Origin of the sequence: Hyphomonas sp. (assembly GCF_016125515.1) — a bacterium.
In the GTDB taxonomy this organism is placed as follows: domain Bacteria; phylum Pseudomonadota; class Alphaproteobacteria; order Caulobacterales; family Hyphomonadaceae; genus Hyphomonas.
In genome coordinates this window covers 377,681-391,773 of sequence record NZ_WGLO01000001.1, presented here as the reverse complement: position 1 = coordinate 391,773, position 14,093 = coordinate 377,681, and the positions used below count along the sequence as shown (strand labels likewise).

Genomic DNA, 14,093 nt, shown 5'->3' with positions numbered 1-14,093 from the left:
CGTTACATTTGAAACTGTTGCGCCGCTCTACCCGCCCCCTTGCCGGAACGTCAACTGCGGCCCGCCGGCCAGGTGCCCGGCATTGACACCTTTGCAGGGTTTGCGGCGTAAGGTGCGCGCGCATGCAGCTCCGCCCTGTCATCTACGCCTTGGGAATGATGATCCTGCTGGTGACAGCGGCCATGGTGCCCTGTGCCCTGATCGACATTGCCGACGGAACCGACAAGCAGCACGTTTTCGTGATGTCGGGCGCCATTTCGCTGCTGGTTGGCAGCCTGCTCTGGGTCATGGCCCGCAGCAAGGATCTGCATATCGGCCAGCGCGAGGCCTTCCTGCTGACCGTCAGTATCTGGGTGGTGATCAACGCCGTCGGCGCCCTGCCTTTCCTGGTTTCGGGCTATTCGATCACTGACGCCTTCTTCGAAAGCGTGTCGGGCATGACCACCACCGGGGCGACCGTCCTGAGCGGCCTCGACACGATGCCGCGCGGTCTTCTGCTCTGGCGCTCGATCCTCCACTGGATCGGCGGCGTCGGCATCATCGTCACAGCCGTCGCCATCCTTCCGCAGCTGCGGGTCGGCGGCATGCAATTGTTCAATCTCGAAAGCTCTGACCGGACCGGCAAGTTCCTGCCCAAGGTCTCCGACATCGCGGCCTATATCGGTTTTGCCTATGTCACGCTGACGGCGCTCTGCGCCCTGCTCTATGGCCTCACCGGCATGAACTGGTTCGACGCCATCAACCACGCCATGTCGACGCTCTCGGCCGGTGGCTTCTCGACCTATGACGCCTCGTTCGGCCAGTTCAACGGCACAGGCGCGCTTTATGTGGGGATCGTGTTCATGGCGGTGGCGGCCATGCCCTTCAGCCTGTTCGCCATCCTCTTCCTCAACGCGCGGCCCGGCCCCCTGTTGCGCGATCCGCAGCCACGCCTGTTCATTGCCATCGGCGTCATCGTCTCGGCCATCGTCATCCTGCTGCGCGAACGCGAGTTCTACACGGCCGGCTTCAGCGACCGCTGGAATGAGGGCGTCGCTGCGGTGTTCAACGTTTTCTCCGTGCTCTCGGGCACCGGATTCGCCACCGCGCCCTATGACACCTGGGGCGAGCCGATTGCAGCGCTCCTGCTGCTGGTCACCTTCCTTGGCGGCTGCGCCGGCTCGGCGGCCGGCGGGATCAAGATGTTCCGTTTGGAGATCACCTGGAAGGCTCTGATCGCCTGGTCGCAGCGAATGGTCCAGCCCCACCGCAAGGCCCCGATCCGCTATGGCGGGCGCGTCGTGGACGCCGACACGCTCCAGTCGGTGATGGTGTTCCTGTTCCTCTACCTGATGACCTTCATGGTCTCAGCGGCGCTGCTGTCCTTCGGTGGCCTGGACACGATGTCCGCGATCACCGGCGCAGCAGCGTGTGTCTCAAACGTCGGCCCGGGCCTCGGCCCAGTTGTCGGCCCCTCGAGCAATTACGGCTCGCTCGGCGATTTCGCGAAATGGGTCTGTACCGTCACCATGCTGCTGGGACGGCTCGAGTTCCTCGTGGTGTTCGTGGTGCTGACACCCCGCTTCTGGCGCGGCTGAGGCGTCACAGCCCCGACGCCTGCCAGACCATCCGGATCGCCACGAGCACGAGCAGGGCCCCGAACAGCTTGCGCAGCAGCGCCGCGTTCAGCTTGTGCGCCAGCCCGGCCCCAACCGGCGCCATCAGGACCGTGAACGTCGAGATCAACAGGAAGGCCGGCAGGTTCACGAACCCCGCCGACAGAGGCGGCAATCCCTCCCGGCCCCAGCCGACAAAGATGGCCGCAATGGCGCCTGGGAGGCCGATGGCAACGCCCCAACCCGCCGCCGTGGCGACAGCCCGGTGGATCGGCACGCCGAACAGCGTCATCAGGCTGACGCCGAAAGTTCCTCCGCCGATGCCCATGATCGCAGACAAGGTGCCCACAGCCGCGCCCGCGCCGGCCCGGCCGATACCGCCCGGCATCTGGTCAGCCAGGCGCCAGTTCGGCCGGCCGAACGCGATCTGAGCCGCCAGCAGGAACAGGAGCGTGCCGAAAACGCCCAGCAACATCCGTTTCGACATGTAGCCGGAAAGGCCCATGCCGCAGACCGCGCCCAGCATGATCCACGGCGCCCAGCCGCGGATGATGTTCCAGTCGACCGCGCCATGCTTGTGGTGGGCCATCACGCTGCGCGCCGAGGTGAGGATGATCGTCGCCAGCGAGGTCGCCACCGCCACGTGCATCGCTGTTTCGGCAAAGCCCATCCCGTCGAGCAAGAAGAACAGCACCGGCACGATCACCGCGCCGCCGCCGATGCCGAACATCCCGGCCACAAGGCCCGCAAACAGGCCCGCCGCAACCAGCGAGACAATCATGACGCCATACTGGCTGAAGAACTCGGTCATGGCCCGGCCTCAAGGCGCCGCCGCTGCGGCACCGGTTGCGCAGCGGCAGGGGGCCGCCTCAATGGTGGTGATGGGGTTCGGTGTTGATCTTCCCGCACTTGCCGCACTTCACGACCACGCCGTGCGCATCATGGTGCGCCACGTTGTTCAGCAGCTTCGTCTTGCAGCCGCCGCAGCGATAGGTCTCGTCGCCGCCGCCCTCGCGCACGGGCTTGCCCGCAGTGTGCTCAATCACATTGGCACCTTCCGCTTGTTGGGGCGTAAGGAGGATCATATCGAACTGGGGCATGGACGGGGCCTTTCAGGAACGCAGTGTCAGAATCGCCCGCCCTTGTTCACCAGACGCCCGCATTCTTCAAGGCGGCGTCGAGACTTGGCGGCAGATCGACCGCCGCCTCGCCCGATTTGAGATCGCGTGGCGCCTCGCCCGGTTTCAGGTAACGCCAGCCCTGGAAGGGCCGTTTCGGCTGGGCATAGGTGCGCACAAGAACCGGATCGAAGACCAGCTCGCACATGTCGCGGCCTTCCTCATCCTTGATCGAGCGAATGTCGATGATGCGCTGGCGCACCCGGATGGCCCGTTTGATGACCCAGTAGATCGAGCCGCCATCGAGCATTTCCTCGGCGCGTTTGGGCGCCATCCGCGTGTGGTGAACCGGGCTGGGCAGCGTCTTCATCAGGCGTTTCTGCCAATCCGCCAGATCGTCAACGTCTTCGGCGCCGACGCAGAGTTTCACCATGTGAATCGTCATGGCGCAAAGACTAGCGCCCTGTCGTCCCGAAGCTAGAGGCCATATGTAACTGTGCCGCGCGGCGGCTGTCATATTCAGCCTCGGCAGCCGCGCTAGCGAAGAAGAACTGCGCATCGATGACCCGCGCTTCGAAGCGGCGATTGATGCGCTTGAACGCGGCCTTGGCTTCCAGGTCGATGGTGAAGCCGGACACGTAGGAAAAGCCCCAGCGCGGCTCGGTCTTCAGCAGGTAGCTTTGCTCGTAACGGGTCAGTTTGCCGCCCGAGGGGCCTTTGACCGGCTTGGGCAGCGTGTAGTCGATGCGCTGGAAGCGCTCGCCCACGGGATCGAGCCAGGCAGTTGCGCGCAGGCGCTCAGCGGCCCAGACGTCGAATTCGGTGTCGTTGTAATTGGGATGGTGACGGAAACTGAGGCGCCAGAACCCGCCATCGGTGTTCACATCAACCGAGGGGCCAAGGCTGGCGCGCAGGTCGTCCGGGAACAAGCGGCCATCGGGGGCGGCCTCGGCGGCCCAGCTAGCCGCGACCTGGTCCAGCTCGGGATCGTTGCCGGTCCGCTCGAGCGTGATCCAGCGTGACCCCGCCGGCAGGCGCGGATCGAAGGTATAGGTCTGGTGCGCGGTGTTGGAGATCAGCTCGACGGTAAAGGCGGCCCGGAAAGTCTCCGGCGCTTCTGTGGCTTCAAGTGCTGCATGCATCGGGCCCGAGCCCGTAGCCATGGCGAGCGATATCAGGAACGCAATCAGCATAACTCTACCCATCCCGAGCGGCGACGAGTCATCGCCCGCGATTGCGGCAGCTATGCGGCAGCCAGGTCCCGCACAGAGTTCTCGGAATCGAGGTCGAAGACAAAGGTCGATCTAACCTGCTTTTCGAAAGATTTACCGGAGTTGAACAACTTCCTGGCCCCGGCCTGCACGGCGCTTGAAATTTTCGTAATGTTGCCGACCCGGACGACTGGCGCGTTCAGCGCCCAACCCTGCAGGGCGCGGCTGGCGCCATGCAGGTTGATTGACCGCAGGGCGTTGGCTCTAATGCTTGTAGGCGAGCGGACGCTGGCTCTCGTCAAGCGTGCGGTACCGGTCGCGCAACTCCGTCTGGCGGGAGACCATCGATTGGGCCTCGCCGTCGATATAGACCGCCGTCGGCGCCGAAGTAACTTCCAGCGGATCGCCGTCCCAGGCCACAACATCCGCCCGCGCGCCCGGCGCCAGGACGCCCAGCCCGGGCATGCCGTAGATTTCCGCCGGCGCGGTCGTCAGCGCGCGCATCGCATCGTCGAACGCCATGCCATTGGCCACGGCATTGCCTGCGATCTGTGAAGCGAGATGGGCAAGGTGGTCGTCATTGTCGAGATTGACAATGGCGACGGTCACGCCCGCCTCGGCAAGACGTTTGGCATTCTCGCCCGTCGCAGCCAGCTGCGAGAACGACGCCGGCAGGTTCGAGAAGGAATCCACCATCACGGGGATGTCGAGCTTTGCGAGACGTTCCGCCACGCGCCAGCCTTCATCGGCCCCGACAATGGCGATCCGCAGAGACGGATTGGCCTCTGCGAAATCCATGACCGCATTGAGGTCGCTGGCCCGGCGGGCTTGGAACAGGATGAGCTGATCGCCCTTCACCGCCGGCATCAGGGCCTGCGCATCCATGCGCGTCAGCACGTTGCCCTCGTTGTGGCTCATGTAGCGGGCGCCGAAGAAGCGAACGTCATCAAAGGCCCCCCGCAGCGTTGTCCAGCTGGCCGGCCGCGAGCCGCCCGAGAGTGACGCGCCATTCTCACCAAGCATGATAAAGGCGAACGCACGGTCGCGGAACACGCTGTCGACCGCGCCGCTTGTGTTCGCCAGAAAGCCCTGGCCCCCGAACAGGTTGGATCGGGCTTGCGGCGCTACTGCCAGGCGGGTGAACCCGGCCAGACGCGTCACGCCGATCGCCGTGGCGTCGGGGTTGAACCCGTCCGCCGCATCGAGCGCCGCAGAGAAGTGCGATCCGCCGGCGCCGGCATCGTTCGTGTCATCGACGCCGCTGACTTCGGTAATACCCGTGCGCGAGAATGCCGAGATGAGACCCGGCGTGACCCATTCGGCGCGCACTTCCTTCGCGCCGGCCGGCACGGGTGTGGAGGCGGGCCCGACGGCCACAACGCGGCCATTGTCGATCACGACCACACCATCGGTGATCGTGCCCTGGCTGGTGCCGGTCCAGACGGACTTGCCATACACGGCCACCGGTTCGGCGAGAGCGACCGGCGCGGCGGTCAGGATCGTGAGGCTCAGAAGGATGCGGCGGATCATTTGCGGTCTCCTTCTCCGGGCTGGCCAAGTTCGAAATCCATCACGGGATTGTTTGCCGGATCGTCGCGATCAAACATCAGCGCCCCGTCGATATAGACCTTCTCGGCCTTGCTATAGGTGCTGAACGGATTGCCGGTCCAGACCACCACGTCCGCCATCTTGCCGGGTTCGAGGCTGCCGGTCTTGTCATCGATGCCGAGCGTCTTGGCCGGGTTGATGGACAGCCATTCCCAGGCCTCCTCCATCGGTATGTCGATGCCGATACGCTTGCCATCGGCCCAGGCCTTTGCCGCTTCCTGGTTGAGGTGCTGGATGCCGACATCACTGTCCGAGTGCACGATCGCGCACGCGCCCGCGTTGTGGACCAGCGGGATGTTCTCGGCGATGCCGTCATAGGCTTCCATCTTGAAGCCCCACCAATCCGCCCACATCGACGAACAAGCGCCGTATTCCGCCAGCTTGTCGGCGATCTTGTAGGATTCGACCGCATGGTGGAACGCGGTGACCTTGTAGTCGAACTCCTTCGACAAATCCATGATCACGGCCATCTCGTCCGCGCGGTAGCAGTGCATATGAACGAGGATGTCTCCGTTCAGCACGCCCGCCAGCGTTTCCAGTTCAAGATCGCGCTTCGGCGGCTCGCCATTGCCGGCTTTCGCCTTGTCGAGTTGCTTCTTGTAATCGGTCGCCTTGATCCAGGCGTCTCGGTAGCCTGCGACGTTGCCCATGCGCGAATATGGCGCACCGCCCGGCGTCGAGCCGCGGCCGTAGCCGTAAACGCGCTTGGGGTTTTCGCCGCACGCCATTTTCAGCGTGTAGGGCGCGCCGGGAAACTTCATCCCCTGCATCGTGCGTGCGGGAACGTTCTTGAGCGTCACGCCGCGCCCGCCGAACAGGTTGGCGCTGCCCGGCAGGATCTGCAGCGAGGTGATGCCGCCGGCCAGCGCACGGGTGAAGCCGGCATCCTGCGGCCAGACCGAGTGTTCGACCCAGACTTCCGCCGTCACCGGCCCGGATATCTCGTTGCCGTCACCATGCGAGTCGACACCCGGCGATGGGTACGCGCCAAGGTGGCTGTGATTGTCGATGATGCCAGGCGTGATCCATTTGCCGCGCGCATCGAGCGTGGCGGCGCCTTCAGGTGCTTTGAGATCAGCGCCCACGGCAGCGATCTTTCCGTCCTGGATCAGCACCGAGCCGTTCTCGATCCGCCCGCCGATCCCGTCGAGCACCGTGGCGTTCCAGATCAGCAGCGTCCCGGATGGATACGCCTTGTAGGTCGAGGGAAAGGGATCCGCCGACGCCTCGAACGCAGGCGTCTTGGCGCTGCCTTTACCCGGCGCATCACACGCAGCAAGCGCCAACACGGCCGCCGCCGCCAGCCACAGATTTCTGAGTCGCATTGCAGCCCCGCTTCAATGTTGTGCGCTGCATGTGTGCGATCTTTTTTCCAGATGGCAAGCCCTGCTGCCACTTCAAACCGTCTCGGTCGTATGACCGGTCGAAGGTGAGGCGGAGACGCCGCGTTTGCGCAGCACCGTCAACAAATCCGCTGAGCCGGTTTTGCTGTGACTTGAAATCGTAGAGCGCCGCCTTGAGGCGTTCGTCGAGCGGACCCCAGGTGAGTTTAAGCTCGTGGCCGTCCCGGCCCATCTGGCTTTCGAGCCGGCAGAAATTCTTGAACCGCTTCGGAAACTCGGCCCGGCGCTGTTCCAATTAGTCGGCCGGCGCCAATCCCTCCATCCGCACGAGGCGCGACGCCGTGCCCCCGGTACGTTCGGCTTCAAAACAGTTCCAGGGATCGAGCAGGCTGTTCGTCCGGTATCCGCCCAATCCAGCCATGGCGACAATCTCGCGCAGGCTGAGGCTCAGCCCTTCACGGACAACCGGCCCGGAAAAATCACAGCGGGGTGGGCCGATCGGACGGCCGAGGCCGCACGGGCGCGCATGGAAGGCAAACGCCACGGCCAATCCGTTCGCATCTTCGATCAACGCAACACGTACATCGCGCCGCGCGCGACCGATCGTCTGCGCGAATGCTGGCGACAGCAGCGGCGTATCATACTCCGGATGGGCGTCGCGCAGATGGTTCCAGGCCGCGATGTCGTCCGCGCGGAGTTCGACGGGCGGCACGATACGGCTGTGCCAGGATGGCAGGCCTGCGTGCTGATCGGTCAAGACTACCCCTCCGACGGACTGCGGCCGCCCCCTTGCCGGGGCAATGCCTTGTCCGCCTCCGGGCACCAAGCGCCGGGCGAACTATTCGGAATGGACCCGCTTGTCGCGGCCGAACACGCGGTTCATCAGCCAGTTCGGCGCCATGCGCTCCAGACGCGGGTGGCGGGCAAGCATGCCCTCCATCCAGCGGCGCCCCCAAACGGCATTGCGGCCTAGCAGCACCACACCGACGATCGCCATCGGAAGGCCGACCGGAATGAACGGCGTTGCAAACGCGACAGGCACCGCCAGCGCGATCATGCCCAGCCCGAGCAGGGCCAGCACCTGGCGCACGGCGACGTTGACGCCCTGCCGTAAGACATGGATGCGCATAGGCGGCGCGAAAGTGGCTTCAGGGGGCGGCGGGATCTGATCGTCGGGCATGGGCGTGGATATGGGCACTTTTTGAGGTTCCACCAGACTATCCAACAACATGTGTCGAAAGTCTGGCAACACCGTTGCCCCGTTGCTACACCCGATAAGGTTTATATTACGCAACCGGGGGGCCGGAGAGTCAGGGAATGAAGCTCCAGTCCATCCAGGCCCTGCGCGGCATTGCGGCCCTCATCGTGGTCGCCTACCACGCGCACGCGCTGGAACTTGCCGGCATCGCCCGGGCCTCGAGCGCCGAACCGGGCTTGATCCGCGGCCTGTTCGCCAGCGGATTTGCCGGGGTCGACCTCTTTTTCGTGATTTCCGGGTTCATCATGGTCTGGGTCACGCGTAACGCCCGTTCCGGCCCGGCAACCAGCGCTGAATTCCTGTTCAGCCGCCTGACGCGGATCTACCCGGTCTGGTGGGCCGCCGCCGCGCTCGGCCTGGCCTATATGGTGCTGAGCGGCGGCGTGGCCCTGATCGATTCCAGCGGCGCCCCCGTCACGCCGGATTCTCCCCAGTACCAGTACGTCCTAAAATCCTTTCTGCTGATCCCGCAACAGGACTTCCCGGTTCTGCTGATCGGCTGGTCGCTGATCCACGAGATCTACTTCTATTTCATCTTTGCGCTGATCCTGCTTCTGCCCCGCGGCTGGCTTCCTTTCGCCCTGTTGACCTGGGGCATCGGCATCGCGGCGGCCTCGTTACTCGGCCTGTCGTTTCACACGGCGCGAGACTTGCTCACGCTCATCGTGCATCCCATGACGATGGAGTTCATCTTCGGCGCGGTCGTGGGCCTGATGCTGACCTCGGGCCTGGTCTGGCGCACCGGCCTCGTCACCCTGCTGGCGACTCTGGCGCTTGTCGCCGCGCTCGGTCTGCAGGGCGAACCGACACGTTACACTTTGCAATGGGGCCGCGTGCTGGAGATAGGCCTGCCGAGCGCCGCGCTGATCTATGGCCTCGCCGGGCTAGACCTTCAGGGCCGGCTTGCCTGGCTGGTGCCGGCCTTTCTGGGAGGACTGACCGCAACGCTGGTCTTCCAGATGTTCGGCCTCATGCCCCAGGCGCCCCTTGATGCGCGGCGGGACGCCGTCATCCTCGCCGTGCTCGTCGGCGGGCTGGTGATGCTGATTGTGCTGTGGGTGGGCTGGCTGCTTGGCCAGGCCCGCCCCGGCTGGCTGATGGCAATGGCGCCCGCCTGGCGCGGTCTGCTCAATGCCGCCTCGCACACAGGCGACTGGTCTTACTCGATCTACCTCTTCCACCTCTTCGCGCTCGGCATCGTGCAGCGGCTGATGGCGCGCACCGAGGCCGACAGCGCGCTCGCCCCCTGGCTCAGGCTCGGCGCGCCCGGTGGCGCGGACAATCTCGTTTTCCTGATCGGCGGGCTGCTTTCCGCGCTCGCCGCAGGCTGGCTCGGCTACATGATCATCGAACGCCCGGCGCAGTTCGTGTTCGGCTGGCTCCGCCGGCGCCTGTTCCGGCGCCGGCGGAGCCCGGCCGGTTGAGTGCTATTCGGCGGCGACCCGCTCGGAGGACGGCGCGGTCCATTTCAGCACCGGTTTGCGAGCCGCCCTCGTTTCGTCCAAACGCTTGGCCGGCGCCAGATATGGCGCGCCCCTGAGCGTGTCATCGCCTTGCGCTGCACGCCGCGCGATCGACTCCAGCGCATCGCAGAACCGGTCGAGTTCGGCTTTGGACTCGGTCTCGGTCGGCTCAATCAGCATGGCGCCATGCACGACCAGAGGGAAGTACATCGTCATCGGGTGATAACCCTCGTCGATCAGAGCCTTCGCGATGTCGATCGTCTCGATCCCGTCCGCCGTGAATGCATCCGAGAACAGCGCCTCGTGCATGCAGAACCCCTCGAACGCCGGGGTCATCACATGTTTCAGGCGCGCCTGGATATAGTTGGCGTTCAGCACCGCATCTTCCGCCACCTGTTTCAGGCCGTCGGCGCCGTGGCTGAGCATATATGTCAGTGCACGGACGAACATACCCATTTGGCCATGGAAGGCCACCATGCGCCCGAATGAGTCCTTGGCCGCGCCTTCGGTCTGCTCGACGAGACGGTAGAACCCGTCTTCATCCTTCACCACGAAGGGCACCGGCGCAAACGGCGCCAGCGCTTCGGAAAACACGGTCGGGCCTGAACCCGGACCGCCGCCGCCATGCGGCGTCGAGAAGGTCTTGTGCAGGTTGATGTGCATCGCGTCGACACCCAGGTCGCCCGGCCGCACGCGGCCGACAATGGCGTTGAAGTTCGCGCCGTCGCAATAGAAATAGCCGCCCGCCGCATGGATCAGGTCGGCAATCGCCTTGATGTCGGTCTCGAACAGGCCGCACGTGTTCGGGTTGGTGAGCATGATGCCGGCGATGTCGTCGGTGCGGACCAGCTTGGATTTCAGGTCGTCCATGTCGACCCGGCCGCGCTTGTTCGCCTTGATCTCGTCGACGATGAAACCGCATTGGACCGCGGTGGCCGGGTTTGTTCCGTGGGCGGATTCCGGCACCAGCACGCGTTTGCGTGTCTCGCTCTCGCCGCGTGCGATCAACGCCTGACGGATCGCCAGCATCCCGCACAGCTCGCCATGTGCGCCCGCCTTCGGGCTCATCGCGACTGACGGCATGCCGGTCAGCGTCTTCAGCCAGGTCGCGAGTTCGTCGATCAGTTGCAGCGCGCCCTGCACCGTCGCCTGCGGTTGCAGCGGGTGGATATCCGCAAAGCCCGGCAGGCGCGCCATCTTCTCATTGAGGCGCGGATTGTGCTTCATCGTGCAGCTGCCAAGCGGGAACAGGCCAAGATCGATCGCATAGTTCTTCTGCGACAGACGCATGTAATGGCGAACCGCCTGCGGCTCGGACAGGCCTGGCAGGCCGGTATCCACCTTGCGCGTCACGCCGCCGAGACGGCTCTTCAGGCCCTTCGGCTTCGGCAAGTCGACGCCGGTCGTCTCGCTCGTGCCGATCTCGAACAGCAGGTCTTCGTGCTGCAAAAGCCCACGCGAACCGGACACAGTTTCAATGGTCGGTGTGGAGATCGCGGCCGGCGCCGTGGGGCGGCCTTGAGTGTTCATGCTCATCAGATGATCTCCTTCAACGCCGTCACATAGGCAGCAATATCGTCCGCCGTCGTACATTCTGTGGCGGCCGCGATGATTACGTCGCCCATATGGCCATCCGGGAACAACCGGCTGGCGCGCACGCCGCCGACCACGCCGGCTTCATCCAGCATCGCCAGAACCGCTTCGGCATCGACCGGTGTGCGGAAGGCGAACTCGTTGAAGAAGCGCGGCGTCAGGATCTCGACCCCCTTCATCGCGCCGAGCGCGTCGGCAAGTTCGCAGGCCGCTTCGTGGTTCAGTTCCGCCAGCTGCTTCAGGCCTTTGCCGCCGAGCAGGGTCATGTGGGACGTGAACGCCAGCGCGCAGAGGCCGGAGTTCGTGCAGATGTTCGAGGTCGCCTTGTCGCGCCGGATATGCTGCTCACGCGTCGACAGGGTCAGCACGAAGCCGCGGTTGCCATCGGCGTCCACGGTTTCGCCGCACAAGCGGCCCGGCATCTGGCGCACCAGTTTGTCCTTGCACGCAAAGAGGCCGACATACGGTCCGCCGAAATTGAGGCCATTGCCGATCGACTGGCCTTCGCCCGCGGTGATGTCGGCGCCCATTTCGCCGGGCGGCGTCACGAGGCCAAGGCTGACTGCTTCGGTGAACACCGAGACGAGCAGTGCGCCCTTGTCATGCGCGCTCTTCGCGACATCTGAGAGATCCGTCACCGTGCCGAACACGTTCGGGCTCTGGCCGATCACGCAGGCAGTCTCACCATCGGCAGCCTCCGCCAGCGCGCCTTCGCCGTCGATGGCGATGGGCAGCTGCACGACCGTCAGCCCCTGAGCCTCGCACAGGAGCCGCGTGGCGGCGGCGTAGTGCGGATGCAGGCCGCCCGAAAGAATGATCTTCTTTCGTTTCGTCACGCGCGCCGCCATCACGGCGGCCTCGGCGCAGGCGGTCGAGCCATCATACATCGAGGCATTGGCCACATCCATCGCGGTGAGCGCGGCGACCTGTGTCTGGAACTCGAACAGCGTCTGCAACGTGCCTTGCGCGATCTCCGGCTGGTAAGGCGTGTAGGTCGTCAGGAATTCCGACCGCTGGAGGATCATGTCGACCGAGGCCGGCACGTGATGCTTGTAGGCGCCCGCGCCCACGAAGAACGGGCCGGACGACGCGGAGCGATTCCTCGCGGCCAGCTTTATCATGTAGCGCTCGACCGCCAGTTCGCCCTGATGGTCCGGCAGGCCGGCAATCTTGGTCTTCAGCCGGGCAGCGGCAGGCACGTCCGTGTAGAAATCTTCGGCGGATTTCGCGCCAATTACCGCCAGCATATTCGCGCGGTCTTCGGGGGTCAGCGGGAGATAGCGCATGTGTCTCAGAGCCCTTCGCAGAACGCTTCATAGGCGGCCTGATCCATCAGGCCCGACAGTTCGGCCCTGTCGGCGAGCTTTACGCGGACGAACCAGGCATCGCCTTCGGCCGCGGCGTTCACGGTCTCCGGTGCATCGGCCAGCGCGCCATTCACTTCCACCACAGAGCCGGATACCGGCGCATAGACATCCGACGCCGCCTTCACACTTTCGACAACCGCGAAGTCGTCGCCCTTGCTGAATTTCGCGCCGGTTTCTGGCAGCTCCACATAAACGACATCGCCCAGCTGACCGGCCGCATAGGCCGTGATGCCCACCGTGCCGGTGTCGCCTTCAACGCGGATCCATTCATGGTCTTTAGTAAAATAGATGGTCATTTCGGAATCTCCTTGAACGGATTAACGTTTGTAACGGGCAGGAATGAAGGGCAGGCTTGCGATCGCGGCGGGGCGGGCCTTGCCGCGCACCATGAGCTCGATCTTGGTGCCCGCCGCAGCAAAGGCAGCATCGATATAGCCCATCGCCACCGGCGCATCGAGGCTCGGCCCGAAACCTCCTGACGTGACGATGCCGGCCGGGACGCCATCGACATATATCTCCGTGCCCTCGCGGGCCGGCGCGCGCTCCAGCGGCCGTATGCCGACGCGCTTGCGGGCTGGGCCTTCCTTCAGCTCACGGAGAATGCGCTCAGCGCCCGGGAAATCGCCCGCCTCGCGGCGGCGCTTCTGGATCACCCAGGAGAGGTCTGCCTCCACCGGCGAAATCTCGGGAGACAAGTCGTGCCCGTAGAGGCAAAGCCCAGCCTCCAGGCGCAGCGAATCCCGCGCACCCAGCCCGATCGGCCGCACGCAAGGGTCATCCAGCAGCAGCCGCACGAACTCCGCGCCTGCCTCGGCCGGGATCAGCACTTCGAAACCGTCCTCGCCGGTATATCCGCAACGCGACACCATGCAGCGCGCGCCGTCGAGGTACATCCGGCGGCTTTCCATGAACTTCAGGCCCGCACATTCGGGGAAATACGCCGCGAGAACCTTTTCCGCCTTCGGCCCCTGCAGCGCGAACAGCACGCGGTCATCCGCCCGCGTCAGCGTGGCTTGCCCAGCCAGCGCCGCCTCAAAGAGGCCCCAGTCCTGTTCCTTCATCGCGCCGTTCACGACGATATAAAGCATGCCCTGCCGGTCTTCAGCATACGGACGGGTGATGATCAGGTCGTCCAGGATGCCGCCGTCCGCGTTCAGCAGCACCGTCAGGCGCGACTGGCCGGGCTTCAGTCCCTTGATGTCGGACGGCACAAGTGTCTCGACCAGCGCGGCGATCTCTTCATGCGCCGCCGGTTCTGCGCGCGTGCCGGAGTTCAGCGTCAGGAAACACGGGCCCATATGGCTGACATCGAACAGCCCCGCCTCGCTGCGCGTCCAGAGGTGTTCCTCCTTCACGCCGGTGGGAAACTGCACCGGCATGTCATAGCCGGCGAATTCCACAATCTTGCCGCCATATTCGACGTGCAGCGCATGCAGCGCGGTCTTCTTCAACGGTTGGGTCGTCGTATCGGCCATGGTGCATCCCGGAAAGCAGATGGTCTGCAGCCGTAGCCGCGCGATCATCGCCCCCGCTGTCC

Annotated in this window: 14 protein-coding genes; 2 read left to right on the top strand and 12 right to left on the bottom strand. The window is 64.8% G+C overall.

The annotated features are described in order from the left end of the window. Positions 1 to 122: 122 nt before the first annotated feature. Positions 123 to 1,577, top strand: a complete 1,455-nt coding sequence (locus GC148_RS01895; RefSeq protein WP_291068334.1) for a TrkH family potassium uptake protein — start codon at positions 123 to 125, stop codon at positions 1,575 to 1,577. Positions 1,578 to 1,581: 4 nt separating this feature from the next. Here the strand turns inward: GC148_RS01895 and GC148_RS01890 are convergent, their stop codons facing one another. From GC148_RS01890 to GC148_RS01855, 8 genes are all read right to left on the bottom strand, one after another. Then, complete coding sequence (locus tag GC148_RS01890; protein WP_291068333.1) at positions 1,582 to 2,406, bottom strand: sulfite exporter TauE/SafE family protein; 825 nt, start codon at positions 2,404 to 2,406, stop codon at positions 1,582 to 1,584. A gap of 58 nt (positions 2,407 to 2,464) precedes the next feature. Continuing rightward, positions 2,465 to 2,695, bottom strand: coding sequence for a hypothetical protein (locus GC148_RS01885; protein WP_291068332.1), 231 nt, complete (start codon positions 2,693 to 2,695; stop codon positions 2,465 to 2,467). Positions 2,696 to 2,741: 46 nt separating this feature from the next. Beyond that, positions 2,742 to 3,158, bottom strand: a complete 417-nt coding sequence (locus tag GC148_RS01880) for a DUF1489 domain-containing protein (RefSeq protein WP_291068331.1) — start codon at positions 3,156 to 3,158, stop codon at positions 2,742 to 2,744. Between the two features lie 10 nt (positions 3,159 to 3,168). Then, positions 3,169 to 3,906, bottom strand: coding sequence for a hypothetical protein (locus GC148_RS01875; RefSeq protein ID WP_291068330.1), 738 nt, complete (start codon positions 3,904 to 3,906; stop codon positions 3,169 to 3,171). A gap of 282 nt (positions 3,907 to 4,188) precedes the next feature. Continuing rightward, on the bottom strand, positions 4,189 to 5,454 hold the full coding sequence (locus tag GC148_RS01870; RefSeq protein WP_291068329.1) for an amidohydrolase family protein: 1,266 nt from the start codon (positions 5,452 to 5,454) through the stop codon (positions 4,189 to 4,191). Beyond that, positions 5,451 to 6,857 (bottom strand): amidohydrolase, encoded by a 1,407-nt coding sequence (locus tag GC148_RS01865; protein WP_291068328.1) that lies wholly within the window; start codon positions 6,855 to 6,857, stop codon positions 5,451 to 5,453. The genes GC148_RS01870 and GC148_RS01865 overlap by 4 nt, the downstream gene beginning before the upstream one ends. A gap of 313 nt (positions 6,858 to 7,170) precedes the next feature. Further along, positions 7,171 to 7,632 carry a hypothetical protein gene (locus GC148_RS01860; protein WP_291068327.1) on the bottom strand — a complete coding sequence of 154 codons (462 nt, stop codon included), beginning with the start codon at positions 7,630 to 7,632 and terminating at the stop codon, positions 7,171 to 7,173. An 81-nt stretch (positions 7,633 to 7,713) separates the two neighbouring features. Further along, positions 7,714 to 8,055: a hypothetical protein gene (locus tag GC148_RS01855; RefSeq protein ID WP_291068326.1), complete on the bottom strand. Its 342-nt coding sequence runs from the start codon at positions 8,053 to 8,055 to the stop codon at positions 7,714 to 7,716. A 137-nt stretch (positions 8,056 to 8,192) separates the two neighbouring features. On the opposite strand from GC148_RS01855, the gene GC148_RS01850 reads away from it, so the two are divergent. Beyond that, on the top strand, positions 8,193 to 9,557 hold the full coding sequence (locus GC148_RS01850; RefSeq protein WP_291068325.1) for an acyltransferase: 1,365 nt from the start codon (positions 8,193 to 8,195) through the stop codon (positions 9,555 to 9,557). 3 nt (positions 9,558 to 9,560) lie between these two features. On the opposite strand, the gene gcvPB is transcribed toward GC148_RS01850, so the two are convergent. The 4 genes from gcvPB to gcvT are packed head-to-tail and all read right to left on the bottom strand — an operon-like array spanning position 9,561 to position 14,031. Then, positions 9,561 to 11,132 (bottom strand): aminomethyl-transferring glycine dehydrogenase subunit GcvPB, encoded by a 1,572-nt coding sequence (gcvPB, locus tag GC148_RS01845; protein ID WP_291068324.1) that lies wholly within the window; start codon positions 11,130 to 11,132, stop codon positions 9,561 to 9,563. Then, positions 11,132 to 12,475, bottom strand: coding sequence for an aminomethyl-transferring glycine dehydrogenase subunit GcvPA (gcvPA, locus tag GC148_RS01840; RefSeq protein ID WP_291068323.1), 1,344 nt, complete (start codon positions 12,473 to 12,475; stop codon positions 11,132 to 11,134). Before gcvPA ends, gcvPB begins: the two co-directional genes overlap by 1 nt. 5 nt (positions 12,476 to 12,480) lie before the next feature. After that, the gene (gene gcvH, locus GC148_RS01835) at positions 12,481 to 12,852 is read right to left on the bottom strand and encodes a glycine cleavage system protein GcvH (RefSeq protein WP_291068322.1); all 372 of its coding nucleotides are present in this window, start codon (positions 12,850 to 12,852) and stop codon (positions 12,481 to 12,483) included. A 21-nt stretch (positions 12,853 to 12,873) separates the two neighbouring features. Continuing rightward, positions 12,874 to 14,031 (bottom strand): glycine cleavage system aminomethyltransferase GcvT, encoded by a 1,158-nt coding sequence (gene gcvT / locus GC148_RS01830; protein WP_291068321.1) that lies wholly within the window; start codon positions 14,029 to 14,031, stop codon positions 12,874 to 12,876. Between the last annotated feature and the right edge of the window lie 62 nt (positions 14,032 to 14,093).

What these genes read in the sequence shown, in the direction of transcription:
- GC148_RS01880 (WP_291068331.1), bottom strand. Translation starts at nt 3,158, where the DNA reads ATGACGATTCACATGGTGAAACTCTGCGTCGGCGCCGAAGACGTTGAC.
- GC148_RS01890 (WP_291068333.1), bottom strand. Translation starts at nt 2,406, where the DNA reads ATGACCGAGTTCTTCAGCCAGTATGGCGTCATGATTGTCTCGCTGGTT.
- gcvH (WP_291068322.1), bottom strand. Translation starts at nt 12,852, where the DNA reads ATGACCATCTATTTTACTAAAGACCATGAATGGATCCGCGTTGAAGGC.
- GC148_RS01855 (WP_291068326.1), bottom strand. Translation starts at nt 8,055, where the DNA reads ATGCCCGACGATCAGATCCCGCCGCCCCCTGAAGCCACTTTCGCGCCG.
- gcvPA (WP_291068323.1), bottom strand. Translation starts at nt 12,475, where the DNA reads ATGCGCTATCTCCCGCTGACCCCCGAAGACCGCGCGAATATGCTGGCG.
- gcvPB (WP_291068324.1), bottom strand. Translation starts at nt 11,132, where the DNA reads ATGAGCATGAACACTCAAGGCCGCCCCACGGCGCCGGCCGCGATCTCC.
- GC148_RS01895 (WP_291068334.1), top strand. Translation starts at nt 123, where the DNA reads ATGCAGCTCCGCCCTGTCATCTACGCCTTGGGAATGATGATCCTGCTG.
- GC148_RS01875 (WP_291068330.1), bottom strand. Translation starts at nt 3,906, where the DNA reads ATGCTGATTGCGTTCCTGATATCGCTCGCCATGGCTACGGGCTCGGGC.
- GC148_RS01870 (WP_291068329.1), bottom strand. Translation starts at nt 5,454, where the DNA reads ATGATCCGCCGCATCCTTCTGAGCCTCACGATCCTGACCGCCGCGCCG.
- GC148_RS01865 (WP_291068328.1), bottom strand. Translation starts at nt 6,857, where the DNA reads ATGCGACTCAGAAATCTGTGGCTGGCGGCGGCGGCCGTGTTGGCGCTT.
- GC148_RS01850 (WP_291068325.1), top strand. Translation starts at nt 8,193, where the DNA reads ATGAAGCTCCAGTCCATCCAGGCCCTGCGCGGCATTGCGGCCCTCATC.
- gcvT (WP_291068321.1), bottom strand. Translation starts at nt 14,031, where the DNA reads ATGGCCGATACGACGACCCAACCGTTGAAGAAGACCGCGCTGCATGCG.
- GC148_RS01885 (WP_291068332.1), bottom strand. Translation starts at nt 2,695, where the DNA reads ATGCCCCAGTTCGATATGATCCTCCTTACGCCCCAACAAGCGGAAGGT.